General features: G+C 62.8%; 13 protein-coding genes. 7 read left to right on the top strand and 6 right to left on the bottom strand.

Translation table 11 applies throughout. From position 1 onward, the window contains the following. Positions 1-46 precede the first annotated feature (46 nt). The gene (locus ABWK72_RS15090; RefSeq protein WP_367870399.1) at positions 47-664 is read left to right on the top strand and encodes a hypothetical protein; all 618 of its coding nucleotides are present in this window, start codon (positions 47-49) and stop codon (positions 662-664) included. On the opposite strand, the gene ABWK72_RS15095 is transcribed toward ABWK72_RS15090, so the two are convergent. Together ABWK72_RS15095 and ABWK72_RS15100 are read right to left on the bottom strand one after the other, a co-directional pair. Further along, positions 661-1,704, bottom strand: a complete 1,044-nt coding sequence (locus tag ABWK72_RS15095) for a tRNA dihydrouridine synthase (RefSeq protein ID WP_367870400.1) — start codon at positions 1,702-1,704, stop codon at positions 661-663. The two genes, ABWK72_RS15090 and ABWK72_RS15095, sit on opposite strands and share 4 nt — an antisense overlap. A 173-nt stretch (positions 1,705-1,877) precedes the next feature. Continuing rightward, a complete protein-coding gene (locus ABWK72_RS15100) occupies positions 1,878-2,480 on the bottom strand; it encodes a flavin reductase family protein (RefSeq protein WP_367870401.1) in 603 nt (200 codons plus the stop codon). A gap of 150 nt (positions 2,481-2,630) precedes the next feature. Here ABWK72_RS15100 and ABWK72_RS15105 point away from each other — a divergent pair, with 150 nt between their 5' ends. Then, positions 2,631-3,665 carry an aldo/keto reductase gene (locus tag ABWK72_RS15105; protein ID WP_367870402.1) on the top strand — a complete coding sequence of 345 codons (1,035 nt, stop codon included), beginning with the start codon at positions 2,631-2,633 and terminating at the stop codon, positions 3,663-3,665. 38 nt (positions 3,666-3,703) lie between these two features. Here the strand turns inward: ABWK72_RS15105 and ABWK72_RS15110 are convergent, their stop codons facing one another. After that, complete coding sequence (locus tag ABWK72_RS15110) at positions 3,704-5,602, bottom strand: family 16 glycosylhydrolase (protein ID WP_367870403.1); 1,899 nt, start codon at positions 5,600-5,602, stop codon at positions 3,704-3,706. Positions 5,603-5,736: 134 nt separating this feature from the next. On the opposite strand from ABWK72_RS15110, the gene ABWK72_RS15115 reads away from it, so the two are divergent. From ABWK72_RS15115 to secA, 3 genes are all read left to right on the top strand, one after another. After that, positions 5,737-6,204, top strand: a complete 468-nt coding sequence (locus tag ABWK72_RS15115) for a DUF2062 domain-containing protein (RefSeq protein WP_367870404.1) — start codon at positions 5,737-5,739, stop codon at positions 6,202-6,204. Positions 6,205-6,303: 99 nt separating this feature from the next. Then, a complete protein-coding gene (locus ABWK72_RS15120; RefSeq protein WP_367870405.1) occupies positions 6,304-7,917 on the top strand; it encodes a family 43 glycosylhydrolase in 1,614 nt (537 codons plus the stop codon). Between the two features lie 714 nt (positions 7,918-8,631). Continuing rightward, positions 8,632-11,595, top strand: a complete 2,964-nt coding sequence (secA, locus tag ABWK72_RS15125) for a preprotein translocase subunit SecA (protein WP_367870406.1) — start codon at positions 8,632-8,634, stop codon at positions 11,593-11,595. Between the two features lie 562 nt (positions 11,596-12,157). On the opposite strand, the gene ABWK72_RS15130 is transcribed toward secA, so the two are convergent. The 3 genes from ABWK72_RS15130 to ABWK72_RS15140 all read right to left on the bottom strand — a co-directional run bounded on the left by ABWK72_RS15130 (position 12,158) and on the right by ABWK72_RS15140 (position 17,036). Next, the gene (locus ABWK72_RS15130) at positions 12,158-13,864 is read right to left on the bottom strand and encodes a hypothetical protein (RefSeq protein ID WP_367870407.1); all 1,707 of its coding nucleotides are present in this window, start codon (positions 13,862-13,864) and stop codon (positions 12,158-12,160) included. 425 nt (positions 13,865-14,289) lie between these two features. After that, complete coding sequence (locus ABWK72_RS15135) at positions 14,290-15,858, bottom strand: SulP family inorganic anion transporter (protein WP_367870408.1); 1,569 nt, start codon at positions 15,856-15,858, stop codon at positions 14,290-14,292. Between the two features lie 95 nt (positions 15,859-15,953). Then, positions 15,954-17,036 carry a hypothetical protein gene (locus tag ABWK72_RS15140; RefSeq protein ID WP_367870409.1) on the bottom strand — a complete coding sequence of 361 codons (1,083 nt, stop codon included), beginning with the start codon at positions 17,034-17,036 and terminating at the stop codon, positions 15,954-15,956. Between the two features lie 455 nt (positions 17,037-17,491). Here ABWK72_RS15140 and ABWK72_RS15145 point away from each other — a divergent pair, with 455 nt between their 5' ends. Beyond that, positions 17,492-18,424, top strand: coding sequence for an IS110 family transposase (locus ABWK72_RS15145; RefSeq protein WP_367870410.1), 933 nt, complete (start codon positions 17,492-17,494; stop codon positions 18,422-18,424). Between the two features lie 492 nt (positions 18,425-18,916). Next, the gene (locus ABWK72_RS15150; RefSeq protein ID WP_367870411.1) at positions 18,917-21,148 is read left to right on the top strand and encodes a hypothetical protein; all 2,232 of its coding nucleotides are present in this window, start codon (positions 18,917-18,919) and stop codon (positions 21,146-21,148) included. Positions 21,149-21,892 lie beyond the last annotated feature (744 nt).

Here is a 21,892-nt window from a genome sequence, read left to right on the forward strand (position 1 = left end):
CCCCGGGGTCGTTGACTTCAGCCGCCGGGCGGGTCAGCCTCTCCGCGTGGATGTGCTCAAAGTCCTTCTCTACATGGTGGTAGCCGCCTTGCTCGCGGCGCTCGGCGTGTCGTGGAAGGATTACAAGAAGGCACGGGCGGAGGAGCCCAAGGAGAAGGTCACGGAGATGAATCTCCAGATTCGCGAGATTCTCGAAGGCCGGGCGCGGATGAAGGCCGACCGCGACCGGATCACCGGCAGGGCGGTGCCGCCCGCCATGGAAGAGACCCCGGAAGTTGGTCCGGCTCCCACCTTGTCTCCGGAGGAAATCGCCGCCCTCGATGCCGCGTCCACCTTGTCGGATCCGCCGCCGGATGAAGACGGCGGCGAGGTCTTATCCGCGGAGCAACGCGCGGAAGCGATCACGAAGGCCCCGGTGGTGGCGAAGATCCTCGAGTGGGTGGAAGATCCGCAACTCGGCGTGATCTGCGTGCTGGAAGTGACGGATGCCGCGATTGTCAAAACCGGCGCTATCCTCGCCATCCGCCGCAATGGTGGCATCCTCGGCCAAGTGAAGGTCGGGGAGATTAACCCGGAAGGCACCTTGGCTACCCCGACCACGAAGTTCGGCGAGATGAAGCCCGTGAAGGGCGACGAGTTGATCGTGAAGCCGCCGGGCAGCTAGGCCGCTTGCGGATTGAGCAGTTCGCTGAAGCCGCAGAACACGCGCGAACCCTCTTGAGGGGCGGCAGGCACCGGCTCATCGCGGTCCAGATGGTCGCGGCAGGCGGAGTGGAAATCCTCCGGCGATTTGGCGCGGCGGATCCGGAACTCGAAGTCCGGGTCGTGGCCTTGGGTGACGAAGACCATCGTCTTCTTCATCCGCTGCACATGGCCGAGCGGATCGAAGCGGTCGCCGACCGAGGCGGCCAGCTCGTCGTGAAGACGGGTCACGTAGCCTAACAGATCACGGCAGGTCGGCACGGGCGCGGCGGTCCCGGCGAAGGCGGCGCGAAGCTGGGAGAAGAGCCAGGGATTGCGGATCGCGCCGCGGCCCATCATCAGGCCGGCGGCGGTGGATTGCTCCAGATAGGCGAGCCCGGTCGCGACATCCACCACATTGCCATTCGCGATCACGGGGCAAGGCAAGGCTTCCACCGCCATCTTCACGCAATCCGGATGCACGGGCGTGCTGTAGCGTTCCTCGACCGTGCGGCCGTGGATCACCAGCGCATCGATGGCGTGCTTGCGGAAGATCTCTAACAATTTCGGGAACTCCGCATGGTCGTGGTAGCCCACGCGGGTCTTCACCGTGAAGCGTCCCGGGATCGCATCGCGCAGGGCACCGAGGATGCTGTCCACTTTCGGCAGATTCCGCAGCAGTCCCCCGCCCGCTTCCTTCTTGCAGACCACCGGCGCCGGGCAGCCGAGGTTGAGGTCGATACCTGCCACCGGATGCTCTAACAGCCACTGCGCCGTCTTCACCAGCGCCGGGATGTCCTGGCCGATCATCTGCGCGAAGATCGGCCGGCCGGTGGGGTTCTCATCGATCGAGCGCAGGATCCAGGCACTCGGCCGCGAGTCATTGTGGACGCGGAAATACTCCGTCACGTAGACGTCCGCGCCGCCGTAGCCGTGCATCACGCGCATGAAGGGCAGGTCGGTCACGTCCTGCATCGGGGCGAGATAGAGGGCTGGGCGGCCAGGTGGAAATAGGGAGGTCATCGGGCTAAATGACGAATTCAGAATTTCCGAATGTCGAATGAAGCGTGGGAAGAATGATTATGAAGAAATTGTGGATCGCGGGGATGGCCAGCGACAGGAGCGAGCTCCCGCCTAATTCAAACCACTCTTCATCACACTTCATTCGGAAATTCTGAATTCGTCATTCTCTCCTCTTACCTCGGTCGCACCATCTCGAAAAGGTCCGCCGTGTGGCAGTACCAATTCGGCGAACCCATCCGGCCTACGGGGTGATAGACCTCCTGGTGGATGCGGAGATGCTCCGGATCGAAGATCGCCTCCTGAACATGGACGCGATGGACGATTCCCAGGATCAAGCGGTTGCTGCCGATCTCCTGGATCGAATGGACCTTGCACTCCAGCGAGGCGGGCGCATCCGCAATCCGCGGCGGGGCGATCACGCTCGAAGGCAGCGTGACCAAGCCGACGTGCTCCGTCTCGCTCACGCCATGGGGAAGCGTCGCGGAGGTGCCGTTCATGGCTTCCTTCAGCTCCTCGCTCACCAGATTCACGACGAACTCGCCGGTGCGTTTCACGTTCAGCGCGGTGTCCTTGGGGGTTCCATTCGGACGATCGCCGGGCGCGAAGATCAGCAGCGGCGGATCATCGCCGAAGACATTGAAGAACGAGAACGGCGCGGCATTGACCGTGCCGTCTTCATTCAAGGTGGTCACCCATGCAATCGGACGGGGCATCACCAGTCCCGCCAGGATCGCGTAGGCGCGGTCGGCGTGGGTGCCCAGCAGGTCGAGTTCCATGGCGTCCGAATGCGGTCGCGCAGCCGATTGCGCAAGCGGTTTGTTCAAAAGGAGCGCGCACTGGAGCATCGGATTTGTCACTTACAGGCTTTTCCTGGTCACACGCCGTCTCACATCTCCATTCGATATCTCAGGACCAAAAGCCACACCATGCGCTATCGAATATTCGGACAAACTGGACTTCGCGTTTCCTCGCTCGCCCTCGGCACCGGCAATTTCGGCAAGGGCTGGGGCTACGGCTCGGACCGCGAAGAAGCCCGCAAGATCTTCACCGGCTATCGCGAGATTGGCGGCAATTTCATCGATACCGCCGATCAGTATCAGTTCGGCCAGTCCGAGGAAATGCTGGGCGATTTCATTGCGGCGGAGCGGGACGATATCGTCCTCGCCAGCAAGTTCTCGCTTGGCGACACCCATGGTGCCGGCTTGCAGCGCACCGGAAACAGCCGCAAGTCCATGATCCAATCCGTGGAGGCCAGCCTCAAGCGCTTGAAGACGGATCGCCTTGACCTGCTTTGGGTTCACATGCCGGACGGCGTCACTCCGATCGACGAGATTGCCCGCAACCTCGACGATCTTGTTGGCTCCGGCAAAATCCTCTACCCGGGCCTCTCGGATTTCCCTGCATGGCGCGTGGCCACTGCCGCCACCATTGCAGAACTTCGCGGCTGGGCTCCGGTCGCCGCCGTGCAACTGGAATACAGCCTGGTCGAGCGCAGCGCCGAACGCGAACTCCTGCCGATGGCGGACGCCTTCAAACTTGGCACGGTCACATGGTCGCCCCTGGGCGGCGGCCTTCTCACCGGCAAGTACCGCAAAGGCGAAACCGGCCGCGCCCAAGGGCTCGGCGCCGTAATCCACGATGAGAGCGATGCCCGCAAGACCGCCACCGTCGATGAAGTCCTCGCGATCTCCCAAGAGACCGGACATCCGCCGGGACAAATCGCCATCGCCTGGGTCCTCGCCAAAGGCCGCCTCCCCATCATCGGTCCCCGTACCCCGGAACAAATGGCGGACAATATCGCCTCGCTCGAAGTCACCCTCGCCGCCGAGCACATCCAGCGCTTGGACAAGGCCAGCGCCATCGCCATGGGCTTCCCCTTCGATATCGTCGCCGCCAGCGCCGGCAATCTCGCAGGGGGCAAGGCCGACCTAACCGACTTTCCGAAGCACCCGGTGAAGTAGCAGGCCAGGCATTAAGGCGACTCGGACAGCGCCGGAACTCACGGGATCTCCACGATCTGAATGCCGCTGATACCGGTCAAGCCGCCGCCCAGGTTGCCTTCCCACTCCAGCGAGAAGTCCTTGGCCGTCTGTCCGCGGAAGACCACGTAGTTTCCCTCCGCAGCGGTCTCCGCTGTCGTGCCTGCCGATTCAATGAACTTCCCGCCATGCCACCCGAGCTTGTAGTGCCGGTTCTCCTGCCGACCGCTGGCTTTAAGGATCACCTTGCCGGATCCGCCGTTGTCGTCGGCATTCAGATAGATGTGCACGTCGTAGCGCGGGTAGCGGATGCCGGTGGCGGAGAGCTTGCCCCCGCTCTGGATGTAGCCGCGCTGGAGGGTGAGGTTGCCGCTGTTGAAGCCCCACTCCCGGCCGGTCTTGCTGCGCGATGCTTGATCCTTCGGCACCTCCCAAGTCACCGAGACACCTTCGGCGGATTTGCCCGCCGAGTCCTTGAGCGAAGCCTCACGACCGCTCGCTCCCGGAAGGTTGTTCCAGCCGGTCTGGGAAACACCCGCGCCACCCGCAGTGTCACCGGGGGCCAGCTCCGTGCCCGCGTTTCCGCCCACGGAAAAGTTCAGGCCAATGCCCCGCGTGGTGATCTCGGGTTCACTCCCCGGTGGCCGCAACACGAAATCGGGGATCGCTTCCTTCGCATAGACCCGCACGTAGTCCACATACATGTCGGTACCGTCCCCGTAGCGCGCCAGGTCGATCGGCCAGCCGCTGATGCCGCCGATCGCGTAGTTGATCAGGAAGCAATGCGGGTGCTTCTTCGAGACATCGTTCGTGGGATGCCGAAAGACCTCGATGTCGTCGAAGTAGTAGACGGTATCGTCGAGTCCGATCGAGACGGCGTAGGTGTGGAAGGTGGTGGACCAGTAGGACTTGCCGCCGAGGTCCATCATCCGCACGACGGTGTTCGGATGCGGCTTCTCGCTGCCATCGGAGTTCTTTTGTCCCCAGGGATGGGTGACGATCGAATAGCCGGGGTGATTGGGATGACTGGTGCCGTTACCACCGTAGGCTTCCACGATGTCGAGTTCATCGCCGTTCGAGCCCTGGTCGAGATGAGTGATGGTCCAGAAGGCGGGCCAGGTGCCCGGGGCGGATTGGGCGGTGAAACGGCATTCCAGATAGGCCGGGGCTTTCGCCCAGATGCCTTTCCCATCCATGTTCGCGGAGGCAATGATGCCACTCCGCCCCTTGGGCGATGCCGCGTCCTTGCGCGCCGCAATCTTCAGCCAGGTGCCGGTCTGCGCGAAGGGCTTGCCGTCACCGAGCACGTCCGAGAATTGCCAGCCGCTGAAGTCGCCGTAGCGCGGCTTGTGGGCGGCGTAACGGGCACCGCGCCCGTCGTTGGAGATGGACAGCGGTCCGTCGAAATCATCGGCGAAGATCCGCTTCAGCCCTTTCGCTCCGGGAGGATCCTGCGTGGGGATGCCTTGGTTCCACTTCACGCCGCCGAGGTTGAAGAGCTGCAACTCGTAGATGTCCTTCTTCCCTTCCTTGCTCTCCGCGAAGATCCGGACATTCACCGGGCCGTTCGGGAAGCGCTCGGCAGGGAATAGGAAGGACCCTTCGCCCGCTGCATCGAGGGTGATCCCGTCCGGCGTGAGGTTCTCATCGTGGCCCCAGGTGCCCGGCTGCTCCTTCGTCGGCTGTTGCCAACAGAGCGCCTTGGCTGCGGCCATCCCCTTGGCATTAAATTTCACCTCCACGTCGCCCTTCACCTCCGAGCGCGGCGCGGGAGCGGACACGGTGATGGCCTGCGTCCATTCCGCCCCGCCGCGGTCCTGACCGTTGTTGAATTCGAGATAGACCTGCTTCTCCGCACCCCTCGCGGTTCGGAGGGCGATCACGGTGAGCGGGAGAAGAAGCCAAGGGAGAAAACTCATGAGCGAACGATGCACCATGGTGCGGTTCGGCCACCTACGCGAGGGCAACCAAGTGTCTTTCCCGGGATGGCCGGCGCAGCAGCCCCTCGACGCGGAGGAAGATCCGTAGTATCCGGAAAGGCCACCCCTCATCCATGATCGCCAAGATTTACCCATGGATCCGGACAAAAGTCGCCGGGCTCTCCGAACTGCGGGATAAACCCCATGCGGTTGCCCTGGGTATCGCCAGCGGGGTCTTCTTCGGTTTCATCCCGCTCCTCGGCTTCAAGACCCTGCTCGCCATCGGCACGGCAAAATTGGCCCGCGGCAACGTCGTCGCCGCGGCCGTCGCCGTCACGCTGCACGATGTGCTTTTACCCCTCGCCCCGTTCCTCCTCAGATGGGAATATCAATTCGGATACTGGCTCCTGAGCCATCCCCATCACCTCCCGCCGGATCTCCACGCCGCCCATCACGGTGCCATGATGTGGTTTCACTGGGCCACGCTCTTTACCGTCGGATTGCCTCTCCTGCTCGGCTCCGTCGTGATCGCCGTTCCCTTCAGCATCGCCTTCTATCTCCTGGCCCTGCGGCTGCTGGCAAGAGCCGCGCCCGCGAACTGATTTCCCTTTCCCGCGAGCCGCCGTTTACAAATCCGGCCCGCGATTCCAACCGCAACCGCTTCCTTGCTTTTTCGGGCACGATAGGGTCCTCCTAAAGCCATGACTTCCCGCTTGAAAATGTCTGCCTTCGAGTTCTCCGGAAAAACGTGGTCATGGCTCCCTGCCGTCACCTTTGCCAGCCTCGCCCTTTGCGGAGGAGCATTGAAGTCCGAAGGCCAAGAGCCGCCCGCCGCCACCTACCGGAATCCGGTGATCGCCGGGGATTTCTGCGACCCGAGCATCATCCTCGTCGGCGATACCTATTACGCGACGGGCACCTCTTCCGAATGGGCGCCTTACTATCCTCTCTACACCTCGAAGGACCTCGTCAACTGGGAGCAAATCGGACACGTCTTCGATAAAAAACCGGAGTGGACGTCCGGCAGCTTCTGGGCACCCGAGATCTTCCATTACAAGGGCACCTTCTACGTTTACTACACCGCCCGCCGGAAATCGGACAATGTCTCGGTGATCGGAGTCGCCACGTCCGACGATCCACGAAAAGGCTTCACCGACCGCGGCATCATCTGCGAGTGGGGCTCGGAAGCCATCGATGGCTTCGTCTTCCAGGACACTGACGGCAAGTTCTACTTCTCCTGGAAAGCCTATGGTCTCGAAAAGGATCGCCCCGTTTCACTGCTGGCCAGCGAGATGACCGACGACCTCCTCAAGCTGAAGGGCGAGGCCTTCGAGCTATTGCAAGCGGATGGCAAGCCGATCTCCGCCGAGGGCCAGGTCATGACCCGCCGCGGCGATTGGTACTATCTCTTCCACTCCTCGAAGGGCTGCTGCGGCAGGGGCTGCGACTATCAGGTCGAGGTGGCCCGCGCCAAGAACCTGAAGGGCCCCTGGGAGCCTTCTCCCGTCAATCCGATCCTCGCCGGCGGCGACGGGTGGATTTGCCCCGGCCACGGCACCCTGGTCGACCTCCCGGACAAGCGCAGCTTCTTCCTCTACCACGCCTACAACGAGAAGGAGAACGTCTACACCGGCCGCCAGGGCCTGCTCGGTGAAGTGGTCTGGCAGGAGAACGGCTGGCCGATCTTCGCCGGCGGTCCGACGCCGAGCGCCGGAGCAGCCTCACCCTTCGGCAAGCCGCAAGCAGCTCGCACGGATTTCGTGGAGGGCTTCGATAGCCCCAAGCTCGCACCATCATGGCAATGGGATCTTCAACGCCCGCCCGCGATCCGGGTCGCGGATGGCGTGTTGCACCTCGGCGTCTCGGATTCTCCCGCGGCGAGTCCGGCTGGCACCTTCCTGGGCACCCGCGTGAAACTGGGTGATTACACGTTCACCGCGAGCATCGACCGCAGCGGACCGGCGCAAGAGGGCATCGGCGTCTATGGCGACTCGAAGAGCGCGCTGGGCCTCCGCATCGAGGACGCGGGTCTCGTCCTGTGGAAGGTGGAGAAAGGCGAGACCAAGCAACTCACCACCGCTCCCCTTCCCGAGGGCGACAAGCTGCAACTGCGCATGACCGTGCGCGAGGGTCACCTCTTCCGCTTTTCCTCCAGCACCGACGGCAAGGACTGGAAAGCCATCGGCGAGCAGGAGGTCGATGGCGCTTTCGTCCCGCCATGGGACCGCGCCCCCCGGGCCGGCCTGACCGTCGCGGGCAAGGCTGGCGATACCGGGAAGTTCGACTCGGTCGAGCTTCGCTACCAACAGCCTTGAACACAATCGTTTGACAAATCGCGGGACGGTCCGAGCCTGCGACCGGTTGCCGCACGCGGAAGCGTGGCCTGCCATCTCTCTCCCAATGACTGCCCGCGAGGACAAACTTGCTCCCAGCACATGGATCCTCTGGATCATGGCGCTGGCGGTTTGTTTGGGATGGAATGCCTTTGCTCCCGACCATTCGGATGCGGCAAAGGAGGATCTGGGAAAAGGCATCGGCCTGACCCATCAGTCCAACGATCTTCCGGCTCCCGTCGTCCAGCCCCACCCGTTCACCGGGCTGCTGCCGTTCGCCTGCGGCTTTAGCGGACTCCAAGGAGCTCCGTCGCATCCTCTTGGCATTGAGGTATCCCGCGAACACCCGATGGAGGAGGTTCGCGGGGGGAGGATTCAGGGAAGAGCCCCGCCCTTGGAGGCTTGAGTGCAGTCCGGCTCCCGTGACTTGCCCTGAAGGGCGGGTGCGCACCGGCACCATTGTTCCCATCCTGCCGCTGATCCCCGCGTGGATCGCGCAGCTTCCATTCATCCCCGTGACCGTGCCTTGCTCCAGGGCCGGCACCATCTTCCCGAGCTTTGCCTTCAGGAAAGGCAGCCGGGAGCCATTGCATCCCCATGTGATCCCATGACCTCTTTTCGAACGATTCCCTTGCTGACTTCCGCCCCGGCTGCGACCCGCCGGACCTCTTTCGCAATCCAAACCTCCCTTGTCCGATGATCAAGTGGCTCTTCCCGAAGATCCTGGGTGGCAAGAACGAGCGCGAGCTCCACCGCCATCGCCCCACGGTCGCCCGCATCAACGAGATCGAGGAACAGCTGCAGCGCGAACCTGCCGCGAAGCTTCTCGAACTCACCCGCACCTGGCGCGAGCACCTCGCCCGCTACCATCCACTCGATGCCCCGACCAAGGTCCAGCTCGAGCAGATGGACCAGCCCGCGCTTGAGTCGGTGGCGGCTTCGATTCGCGCTCGCCTGGCGCTTCTGGCACGCGAGTTTCCGTCGCTGCCCTCGACCGTGGCGCCGGTGACGTCATCGATCGAGAGCGCCAGGGCTGCCTTTCAAGCGGTGGAGGAACAGTTCCAGAAACCCCGCGGCAAATATTTGGACCGGATCCTGCCAGAAGCCTATGCCGTCGTGAAGAATGCGGCGCGGCGCCTGTGCGGCAGTGAGATCCCCCTCGATGGCCAACCGTTGCGCTGGAACATGGTACACTTCGATGTCCAGTTGCTGGGCGGCGTCGCCATCCACCGCGGCATGATCGCCGAAATGCAAACCGGCGAGGGCAAGACCCTCGTGGCCACCTTGCCGATCTTCCTCAATGCCCTGACCGGACTCGGCGTGCATGTCGTGACGGTCAACGACTACCTCGCCCGGCGCGACGCGGACTGGATGGGCGCGCTCTTCCGCTCCCTCGGCCTCAGCGTCGGCTGCATCTTCAACCAACTGCCACCGCACCAACGCCGCCAGGCCTACGCCTGCGACATCACCTACGGCACCAATTCCGAGTTCGGCTTCGACTACCTGCGCGACAATGGCATGGCCTCGACCAAGGACGAGCAGGTCCAGCGCGGTCACCACTTCGCGGTCATCGACGAAGTGGATTCGGTGCTGATCGACGATGCCCGCACGCCGCTGATCATCACCGGTCCTTCGCCGGAATCGGCGAAGCCCTTTGAGTTCCACAACCGTGCCGTCGAGAAGCTGGTGAAGCGCCAGACGGAACTCTGCAACCGGATCGCCGCCGAGGCGAAGCTGCTGCTGGAGACGGGCAAGACCAAGGAGGCCGCCCTGCTTTTGCTGAAGCTGAAACTCGGCCAGCCGCGGAACCGCCAGTTCCTGCGCCTGATGGAGCATCCGGAGTGGCGGCGCCTTCTGGAGGCCACCGAGCTCACCTTCCATCGCCAGATGTTCCGGAAGGACCTCCACAAGCTGAAGGAGGAGCTGTTCTTCGCCGTCGATGAAAAGACCCGCGACGCCGATCTCATGGAGAACGGCCGCCGCTTCCTCGATCCCGACGATCCGGATTCCTTCACCCTTCCCGATGCGGGAGCCATCCTCGACGCCATCCGCTCGAATCGTGATCTCGATCCGGAAAAGAAGGAGCTCGCCATCGCGGCCGTGATGCAGCGCCGGGAGGAGCAAGCCTTGAAGGTCCATGCCATTTCCCAGTTGCTCAAGGCCCACTGCCTCTACGAGAAGGACGTTCACTACGTCGTGAGGGACGGCAAGATCAGCATCGTCGACGAAAGCACCGGTCGCGAAATGGAAGGCCGCCGCTGGTCCGACGGGCTTCACCAGGCCGTCGAGGCCAAGGAGCAGGTCAAGATCGAGAAGGAGAACCGGACCTACGCGACCATCACCATCCAGAACTACTTCCGGCTTTACGAGAAGCTCGCCGGCATGACCGGTACCGCCTCGACCGAAGCCGCCGAGTTCCATGATATCTATAAGCTCGACGTCCTGCCGATCCCGACCAACGCCCCGAACCTCCGGATCGACGAAAGCGACCAGATCTTCAAGACGCGCCGCGAGAAGTACAACGCGCTCGTCGCCCGGATCGAAACCGCCCACACCGCCGGCCAACCGGTGCTGGTCGGCACCGCTTCCGTGGAGGCCTCGGAAACCGTTTCGCGCATGTTGAAGCGGGCGAAAATTCCCCACACGGTGCTGAACGCGAAACTCCATCAGGAAGAGGCCGGCATCGTCGCCCGCGCCGGACAGCGGGGTGCGGTGACCGTGTCCACCAACATGGCCGGCCGCGGCACCGACATCAAACTCGGCGAAGGCGTCGTGGAACTGGGCGGCTTGCTGATCATCGGCACCGAGCGCCACGCATCCCGCCGCGTGGACCGGCAGTTGCGCGGCCGTTGCTCCCGCCAGGGTGATCCCGGAGGGGCGCAGTTCTTCATCTCGCTCGAAGACGACTTGATGCGGAACCACGCAGAGCCCGCCCGGATGGCGGCCTTGATCGAGCAGGCAGGCAAGCGCGGCGGATCGTCCTTGGGCAGCCTGGTCGAAACCGCCCAGCTCCAGGTCGAGCAGCGGGATTACAAGAGCCGCAAGCGCGTCCTCGACTTCGACGACGTGATGAACCTCCAGCGCGAGATCGTTTACAGCTTCCGCAATGACGTTCTCGCCACCGGCGACATGCGTCGCCTGGTCCACGAGATCATCGAGGACAGCGTCGGCGCCCGCGTGCAGGAACATCTTTCCGAATGCGACCCGCAGCAACCCGATCATGAGCCCTTGCTGGATTGGATCCGCCACCGCCTCCATGTCGAACTCAGCGGGGAAGAACTCGACGGGATCCGGATCGATAAAATCGCCGGGAGTATCGCGGCCAGCGTCAAGGACGCCTACGACCGCCGCATGTCCGCCTTGCCCGCGGAACTCGTCGATCGGGATGAACGCCTGATCGTCATCTCCGCCGTGGACGGGCTCTGGCAAGAGCATCTCAGTGACATGGACGAACTGCGCGAAGGCGTCTACCTCCGCGCCCAAGGCCAGAAGGATCCGCTGATCGAATACAAGAACGAGGGCTATGCCCTGTTCGTCTCCCTGATGGACTCGATCAAGCGCCAAGCCCTGCTCGGACTGTCACGCTTTGCTTCCGCCATGGCTGTCACTCCCGGCCAGACGGCCATGGCCGTAGGGACTGAGCCCCAATTCCGGAGATGAGCTGAGCAACGCGCCGGCTTCTTCCATCATCCATCAGCGCCATCTATCGTTCATCAGCGCCAAAGGCGCGCCCTATACCAGCCTGGGCCGCAAGGCCCAGGCAAAGCCACCCCCACCCCACAAGGGCTGAAGGCCCGATCCATCCGGAAACGCTTCGATCCCTCGACCGCAGCGGACGCGCGCACGAGCGCACTCACTCTCCGCGTCGAGGACTCAGGCCCCATTCTCTGGAAAATCGAGAAAGGCGACGCCCCCGCCCCCTTATCGCGGGCGACAAGCTGCAACTGCGCATGACCGTCCGCGAAGGTCACCTGCTTCGCTTCTCCTCCAGCACCGACGGCAAGGAATGGCAAGCCATCGGCGAGCAGGAGGTCGATGGGGCATTCGTCCCGCCTTGGGACCGCGCGCGGCGTGCGGGTCTGACTGTTTCCGGGAAGAGCGGCGAGACCGGGAAGTACGATTCGGTGGAGCTTCGTTATGAGCGGCATCGAGCCGTCTTCGATCGTCCGGTTCGAGCCTACCCGGCTTCAGGTCAGCATTATTACAACTTATCCTGTCCCTTTCACTTTACCGAAGTTGCTCCGGTGAGATCAAGATCGTAGAAATAGGCAGCGAACCTCTTGCATTCAGCCCTCAAATATTGAGGAGTCCGAGAGTACCGAGATACAGCGGACGGCACGAAATCATAGGCTGATCCCAACGGAAGCAGGAGAATGGCAAAGACCAGAAGGATTGTGATTCTGAAATAGTTATCTCCTTTTGGCCAAGTAGTCTGCCCGAGGATCTCGGCTTCTTCTTTGAAGATGGAGTTCTTTTCCTTTCTTGAAGCATTGGCTTGTCGCTGGCGGAGGTGCCTCAGCGATGCAGACTCGGCCCATTGCGCCAGTTTTCTTGGATAGAGACAAAGCGGGCCTGCCAAGACCATGCCAATAGACAAAAAGATGACGATGATGTGCGCCGTGCGAGTGCTCCCGGATCCCGCGCCGGTTGCCTTGGTTAGCGAGTCGAGGCTAGCTCCGTCCGGCAGATTCAGCGCCAAAGCCGACGAGCCCACCGCCACAATGAGCACCAGCAGATTGTAGGGCAGGAAAAGCTCGCCCATTCCGAATTTTCCGTGGCTGTCGTGAAGCCAAGGTTCGAGCCTGAGAGCCCCCTGGGCACGCTCCTTGCCCGGCAACATGACGTAGAGTTGACCAAGGTAAAAACCGAACTTGACCACTAGCCACCCCATAAACGCGAAAAATGCCGCAACCCGCACCTGATCAAGAAGCACGAAAACCTTAAACCAACGCAAGTACCTGTCTCGCTGGACCTGATCCGCGCTTCCACGACCTTGGATCAAGAAGCCACTTTTCGCGTGAGGCCAAACGTTGATTGCCTCCAGGTGGAGTATCTTGGGAAAGCGGATGGCATCTGCGAAGCGCACCTTGGAAGGAACGCCTTGCTTAAAATCACACACCTTATCCATCGCAGCGATCGTCCGGTCTCGTCTCTCCAACTCGGCTGCCAGAGCTAGTTCCAGAGGTGCTACGACGTCGTGCTGTTCCATTACGAAGAGCTTTGCGGCGGGCTCGGCGCGGTTGAAGTCCCCCACCCACAGGTCGTGGTTAGGCGATTGGATAAAGCCGGTGTCCCTTAAGTGACGTACGTTTTCGACCGTCACCAAACCGTCCTTCAAGCTCAGCTCGGGGAGACCTTGGGCGCTCCGGGATAGGCTCGCGAATTGCACGGCCGGACAAATCAAAAGTAGAACCAAAAAAAAGACGTAGCAGGAACTTCCCGCGCGGCGGTTTCGGCGGGCAATCGTCTCCTCCCAAGGCTCCCCACCATTCACTTTGAGCACTCCCCTTTCATGCAATTTCGCAAAGGCGCGACCCGCCGCCCGGTGAAAGCGAAACGCCAGAATAATCAATACCGGGCCCACGAAGAGATAGAAGGGTCCCGCGTTTGCTGTGGCCAAATGGCCGTAAACGATAGGCAAGGTTGCGGAGACATCCAATCCCTTTGAAGTCGTCGCCGTAGCCTTGAAGACGATCGACAAGGCATTCGCACCCACTTGATCGCCGAGCCACAGCACCACGACCGCCCAAAGGAATGAAATGCCGCCCAACCAGTATTCCGCTCCGGACTTCCTCGTGCACCATCGCAACCCCGGAAAATCGAACTCACTCAGGAAACATTGCTCCGCATCTAGCGGTGGTTTCGGATTCAGCTGGACAGGAGACATCGGGGCAACCGATTTCTGCTCGGGAAGAAGGGGGAGAGACATGGGAGTATCCCGAGCTTGGAATAACTCCTTTGCTCCCTCAAGCTGGAATTCCTATCTGGGCTCTCCGCCAGGATACAGACGGACTAGGACTTGCAATCGATGTCCCCAACTCCGGTAAAATGGGCATGTTGCAAGCGCGCTTCATCGGGAACCCGATGGCAGCCAGCGCCCCGCTCTTGCACCAAAAAATGCACGCTCCCCTTCCGGAGAGCGCGCTGGCGAAAATCAGCCGCTCTGTCAGAGCGCCTTGGTCATGCCGAGTTCCTTCATGACCGCGTTGCCCGACGCGGTCGATGGCGAGGACTTTGCCGTCGAGGCCGGCATATTTCCGCCAGGGACCGGAGACGCCGGCTTCGATGGCGATGCGCTTGGTGCTAGCCCTCGCCAGCACACCTTCTTCATCCTGCGACCGGAGCCGGTGCCCATCACGGTGCTCCGCCCCGCAACGGCAACCGCGCGACGAGGTATTGCGGATCATCTTCCGCCACGGTGACTTGGATCAGGTCGCCGGCGCGGGCGAGCATGCGACCGCAATCGGGTGAGAGGTGGCGGACCTCGAGCGTCTTGCCGGCCTTGCGATAACGGCTGGCCAGCGCTTGCAGCGCCTCCAGGCCGGAGAGGTCGCAGACGCGGGCTTCGTGGAAATCCAGCACCACCCGCGCGGGATCGGCAGCGGGCTGGAATTTCTCCGCGAAGTCGTGCACCGAGCCGAAGTAGAGCAGACCCTCGACCCGATAGACCCGTGTGCCGGCATCCTCGGACAGCACGGCGAGGCGGACGTGCTTGGCGCTCTTCCACGCGAAGACGAGCGCGGACAGGATCACACCGCTGATGACCGCCACCGCGAGGTCCTGCCAAACGGTGACCGCGGTGACGGCCACGATGACCAGCACGTCGCTGTGCGGCACCTTGCCGATCGTCTTGAAGCTGCTCCACTCGAAGGTGGCGATCACCACCACGAACATCACGCCGGTCAGCGCGGCGATCGGAATGCGATCGATCAAGGGCGCGCCGACGAGGATGAAGGCGAGCAGCGCCAGCGCGGCAATCACGCCGGACATCCGGCCGCGGCCACCGGAGCCGATGTTGATCAAGCTCTCGCCGACCAGCGCGCAGCCGCCCATGCCCTTGAAAGCTCCGGCGACGAGATTGGCAGCACCCAGCGCGAGGCATTCGCGGTTGCCCTTGCCGCGGCTCTCCGTGAGTTCGTCGATCAGCTGCAAGGTCATCAGCGTCTCGATCAAGCCGACCAGCGCGAGGACGACGGCATAGGGAGCCACGAAGCGGAAGGTTTCCCAAGTCCACGGCACCGCGGGCAGATGAGGAGTCGGCAGTGACCCTTGCACGCTGGAAAGATCGCCGACGGTCTGGGTCGTCAAGCCGAAGGCCGCGATCAGGCTGACGACGATGATCGCGACCAACGAGGACGGCACCTTCTTTGTAAGCCGCGGCAACAGGTAAACGATGGCCATCGTCAGCGCGACCAGGCCGAGCATCACGCCGAGCGCGGATCCTTGCAGCCAATCACCGACCACAGCGCCCTCGCGTTCGCGGAACATCTTGAGCTGGGACAGGAAGACCACGATGGCGAGGCCATTGACGAAGCCCATCATCACCGGATGCGGTACCAGCCGGACCAGCCGCCCAAGCTTCAGCAAGCCGATGACGATTTGCAAGGCGCCCATCAATAGCACGGCCAGCAGCAGGTATTCGAAGCCCGCACCGGCACCGCCGCGGCGGTCGCCTTCCGCCACCAGCGCGACCATCACGACGGCAAGCGAGCCGGCGGCGGAGGAAATCATCCCCGGCCGCCCGCCCAGCGCGGCAGTGATCAGGCAGACGATGAACCCGGCATACAGTCCCGAGATCGGTGGCACGCCTGCGACGAAGGCGAACGCGATGGAACCGGGCACGAGCGCCAGCGCGGTGGTAAGACCCGCGAGGGCATCATCCCTCCACGTACCGCGCTTTTTCTGGAAGAGCTGGGAAAACATTCAGGCGCGCCTTGTCGGGCAACGCGGCGCGGGACTCAACGGAAATCCCGCGGCCTGGCCCGGGGGGGCCGCATCCGGCCCCGTCCTCCATCCCGTCATGGATCTGTTAGATCCCACAGCTTCCGGATCATCTCATAGCCCTCGGGATCGTAGGCTTTCAAACCCGCACGATCCTCCGGGCGATAGTTGATCCGGAAGAAGTAGCAGGTGCTGAGCTCCGCGAAATACTCCGGTCCATTCGTGATCGCATAGGCCGCCTCAAGCATCCCCCCGGACTCCGAGTCGCGCAGCTTCCGGTAGCGCGCCTTCGCCACCGCATTCCGCCAGGCCCCCTCGATGTCCGGCTGATCTTGCGGCCACTTGCTGGCATGGTAGCTGTGAGCCATCTCATGCAGCGGCGCCTTCATGGCCCAGAAGTCGCTCAGGCCGGTGTAGTTCCCGGCGGAATAGATCACCATCGCGTGGTTCCATTTCGGATCCAGTGAGCGCACGAGCTCCGGCTGCTTGTCGGCGAAGTATTCGAGACCACTGTCCAGCCCGCCAGCGGGTCCCTGCTTCCCGTGCATGATGAAAAGTTTCGTAGCCTTGATCACTCCGCGCGAGTGAGCCGGCAGCATCTCGAGGATCTTATCCAGATTGGCGGCCAACCTCCTTGAAGCCTTCCCGGCCACCGCGGGATCCTTTTCCACGAGCGATTGCTCGATGGACATCTTCCATTGGCCACAGGTGACCTCGCTGTAGTTTCTAGCGGGCATCGCGAAGTCGATTCGCGGGCGGCCAATCTCGACCCGGTAGCCCTTCTCGTCCGCATGGTGAAACTCAAGCCCGTTGCCTGCCAGATCCGTGACGACAAAGGCCGCGCCCGCCGTGGTTCCCAGGCCCATCGCCTTTCCCGGCAGAAGTGGCTCACCGGCCCCTGGCCTCGCATCGCGGTTCCCGTCATCATCCACCCAGTAGATCCTCACCGGGTCCGGCGTGTTGTTGATGAAGGAGATCGTGCACGCCGCTCCACCCGGGCGGGATCTTCCTCCTTGGATTTCCTCCGCATGCTTCCGGGAGGCCGGCTCTCCCGCCGGTAGAGGTGCCTGCCCGAATCCCAGCGTTGTTAGGACAACAAACGATGAAGCCACCACAGCAGAAAGCCGGCGTCTTCCGGTATTGAGGGAGCTTGCGGTCATGATGAATTCCGGATCTGGGGAACCCTACCAAATGCCTCCCGATTGCACGACCGAAAGGACGTGGCCTGCCAGTCATCAAGCCGCTGCCGGGGTTCTTTGGGGCCGGGATGGATAAACTTCCGCCGCATCTCAATCCCATCCATCCTGTATGTTTGGAAATGCCGCTATTGACCCCGGATCCGCCGCGGGTGGCTTCCGAGAATGGGCCGGAACGAAGCTCGTCGGAGGAAGCCACCCGCGGCGGATCGCCAGGGACCATCTCGTGTGATCCCATTGCGGCCGCCCCGGGAGAACGCGGGCGGGGGTGGCCTCCCCCGCCCGCGGCGGAAACGTCCAGGCCGAATCCATCCAGGACCTTCGAGTCCGTGACCGAGCTCATGGCCGTTCGTTTCCGCTCCCGGTTCAATGCTCGAACCACTGAATGGGTCTTTGAACCCGCATCGCAAGATTGAGACATGAACCGCAATACACCTACCCACATCGGCATCGACGTGTCAAAGGCACGCCTCGACGTCCACATCCCCGGCCAAGCCCACCTGCAGGTCGCCAATTCCGCCCGCGGGCTGGACGACCTCTTCACCGCCATCGCCGGCGTGGAAGCTCCCCACCTCGTCTGCGAGTCCACCGCGGGCTACCAGAAGCTGTTGGCCGCCACCGCCCTCCAACGCGGGATCCCCGTATCGGTCGTCATGCCCGCCCGCGTCCGCTATTTCGCGCTCTCCGGAGGCATCCTCGCCAAGACCGACCGCATCGATGCCCGCCTCATCGCAAGCTACGCCGACACTCACCGGCCCCCGGCCCTGGTGGCTCCCGATCCCGCGGCCGTCGTGCTGCGCCAGATGCTCGAAGCACGGCGCGTCCTCGTCGACCTCATCACCGATACCGGCAACCGCCTCGAGCTCGCCGAGGGCTTCCTTCGCAAAACCCTCACCAAGCTGCGCCGCGCGACACAGCGCCTGCTCGACCAGGCCGATGCCGGTATCGCCGCCCACGTCGCGGCCTCGCCCGTGCTTGCCGCCAAGTCCGCACGGCTCCGCCAGCTCAAGGGGGCAGGTCCCGTCCTCGCCCACACCCTGCTGGCCTACCTCCCCGAACTCGGCATCTTGCCCGACAAGACCGTGGCCTGTCTCGCGGGCGTCGTCCCTCATCCCAAGGACAGCGGCACCACCTGCGGCAAGCGCAAGATCCAAGCCGGCAGGGGGGCGGTGCGCAAGGTCCTCTACATGGCGGCGGTGTCGGCCTCGCACTCCAACACCGTCCTGAAAGCCTTTTACCAACGTCTCCTACAAGCCGGCAAGCCCGCCAAAGTCGCGCTCACCGCCGTCATGCGCAAAATGATCACCATACTAAACAAACTTCTCGCCGACCCGGATTTTACCCTTGCCTGAAAACACCACTGCTTGGTCCCTATCCTCTTCATCTGCGTTCATCCCGTTCATCTGCGGTTGAATGCCTTTCCCCGGACCGGTCAGCAAATCTGACGGAGAGCCCAAGAAAGCCGCCCTCTTCCCCAAAGCGCGCCTCTGAAAGTCAGCCGATCTGTTAGAGCGTCTCGGCCGCAGCCACGACATGCGCCTGGGTCACGCCATCTTTAAAACGGGATAAGAGGGAGTCTCGCGTGTGGCCCCTGCTTTCAAAAAGCGTTGAGATTTCAACTTTCGCATGACGCTCGTCCGAAGCGGGGTATTTTCTCACGCGATCCCGGAGCGCGGTGCATGGCCCCAAGCCTTGCCATGACGCAATTTCGCATCATTGGGAAAAATTCCCTGTCGGGTCCGGGCGCGCGGAAACGCCTCTCGGACTAAGGGAGTTCTCCCCGCCGGACCATTCATGCTCCGGGCGGATCTTCCCGAAATCCAACCCCGAAATCTATGAGTAAAATGACCTACCCAAGGCCGGGAACCCTCTTCCCCGCAGGACTTCTCCTCTGCGCCTCGTTGACGATGGCAAGCGGTGAAACGATCATCCAAACCGTCGGCAATATCGACTGGAACGCCGCCATGTGGGGAGACCCCGCCGCCGCTCCCACCGCTGGCAATGACTACGTGACGGCCACCGGTGTGACGAGCAATACGGTCCGCATTTCCGCCACCGGTACCGCTTCCACTTTCGGGGGAGATTCCCTGACGGTCTCCGCCGGCACCCGTGCACTCTTGAAGAATCAGAACGGCGCAATTTCCACGCTCAACGGGAACCTCGTTCTCGACGGTGGCCGCTTGTCCCACGCGCCAAACACCGGTCCGCACGCCGGAACCCTCGACCTCACCCAGCTCGTCGTCAGCGGAACCGGCTCGCTCATCGACATCAACGGGGTCACCACCCTCACCATCGACGGCACGCTGGCCGGAAGCGGCGATCTCTTGCTAAAGCCCGAACTTTCCGCAGGTGGAACGATCTCGATCACCGGGGTCGGCGACTATACCGGTGCCTTGACGGTGCAGGCACCGATCCGCCTCGACTTCGGGACCGACCATACTTTCACCAATTCGCTCACGCTCCAGGGCACCGCGTCCCTCAATGTCGACCAAGCCCTGACCTTCAAGTTGGGAAACCTGGTGGCGAACGGAACGATCGTCCCCGCCGGAACCTACACCGGGATCGATCTCACCGGGCTGGGCTCCAACTTCGTGGATTCCGGCGGAACGCTCACGGTGGTCGCGGCTGACGCCGACAGTGACGGCCTGCCGGACTTCTACGAAGATCAGATCATCGCCTTCGACCCCTTGGACGCGGTCGATGGCTATGACGACATCGCCGGCCCGAACAACGCCCCCGCGACCACGGACTTCGACGGCGACGGCCGGACCGATACCGCCGAATACGCTGCGGGCGATGCGTTCGCCCAGACCGACCCGACCAATCCCGATATGGATGGCGATGGCCTGAAGGACGGCCCGGAAGTCGCGGGAACCAACAACAACGGCGTCTCCACCGGCTTCGGCCCCACCGACCCGAAGAACACCGACAGCGATTTCGACGGATTCGACGACAACACGGAGGTGCGCTACGGCTCCGACCCGAACTCGGGCGTCATGCCGGGAACCGGAGTCACCCTGGTGAATGGAAGCTTCGAAGAACCGGTGACCCCGACCGTCGGCACCGCCGCCGCGGTCTCCAGCGGCACCGTGCCGGGCTGGTCGGTCGCGGAGAACGACTTCTACGTGCTCACCGGATTCGACTTTGCGGATGGGAACAATCCCACAGGGCCGAAGGAGGGTTTCCAGTTTGCCTCCGCCGATCGCCGCGCTCCTTCACCCGATGTCGAACCAACAGCCTTCCCGGAAGGTATCGACGCGAACATGAGCATGAAGCAGGAGATCGACGTCTCCTCCCTCGCGACGGAAATCGACGCGGGCACGAGAACCTTCCTGCTCGACTTCGACTGGCGGGATAACGACACCGCGGACGATGGTCTGGTCACCCTCGAGTTCCTCGATGGCTCGGGATTGAACCTGGGCCGCAGCACGGTTTTCCGCACCGCAAACTCCGGCGCACAGTGGGCACACGGCCGTCACGCCGGATATCCGCCGGTGGGGACCCGGAAGGTGCGCGTGATTGCGGATGCCGTTAAAATCCTGGCCGGCCCCACCACGATCCGGAACATCCACTTCGACAATTTCACGGCCCGTCTGGTCCACTTCGACTTGGATGCGGACAGCATCCCCGACGATTGGGAACTGGCAAACGGCCTCGATCCGGACAGCAATGCCGACGCCGCCACCAGTGCCGACACGGACGGCTTGAGCAATCTCCAGGAGTTCCAATACGGGACCGATCCCAACCTGGCCGACACCGATGGCGATGGCATCAACGACGATATCGAGGTGGCCAACGGCACCGATCCGCTTGATCCCGGATCTCCCGCCCAGAACACCAGGATTACGAACATCGTCCTCACCAAGGACGGCTCGGGAGTGGTGACGAAAGTCGAAGTAATGGTGAGCGGCCTGGTTGCCGACAAGACCTACAACCTTGTCCGGGGCACGGATTTGAGCACCTTCCCCACGGTGGTGGACACCCATCAGGCGACCGGGACAACCGACACCTTCGTCGATCCGGCCCCGCTGCCCGGCGGAACCTCTTCGAAGGCCTTCTACCGCTTGGAAGACTAGATCGGAATCATAGAGCAAGGCGCGGGCGTTTCTTCATGCGCCCGCGCCCTAACCTTGCCCCAACAAAAAAGCGTTCCCCGTCAGGTTTGCTGATGGATCGCGATACGTCTGCCCAAAAGGGCGGCGCAGCCGCTTTGGAGTGCGGCGGGCATCGCCGCTTTGGGGCGATCTGGAATGGAGGTCGCCGCATTGAATTCGCCTCTGCGCCGCCCCGCGACGGAACGGTTGACGGCATTGCAAAGGGGGGAAACGAAGGGATGGATAAAGCGCTCCCCGTCAGGTTTGCTGATGGATCGCGATACGTCTGCCCAAGAGGGCGGCGCAGCCGCTTTGGAGTGCGGCGGGCATCGCCGCTTTGGGGCGATCTGGAATGGAGGTCGCCGCATTGAATTCGCCTCTGCGCCGCCCCGCGACGGAACGGTTGCCTGCATTGCAAAGGGGGAAAACGAAGGGATGGATAAAAGCGCTCCCCGTCAGGTTTGCTGATGGATCGCGATACGTCTGCCCAAGAGGGCGGCGCAGCCGCTTTGGAGTGCGGCGGGTATCGCCGCTTTGGGGCGATCTGGAATGGAGATCGCCGCATTGAATTCGCCTCTACTCCGCCCCGCGACGGAACGGTTGACGGCATTGCAAAGGGGGGAAACGAAGGGATGGATTCGTGACGGCGTTCCCCGGCACGCAGCGCAGGAAAGCGGCGATGCCCGCCGCACTCCAAAGCGGCTGCGCCGCAAAGGGGGGCATCGA

The organism is Luteolibacter sp. Populi, from assembly GCF_040801775.1.
Taxonomy (GTDB): Bacteria; Verrucomicrobiota; Verrucomicrobiia; order Verrucomicrobiales; family Akkermansiaceae; genus Haloferula.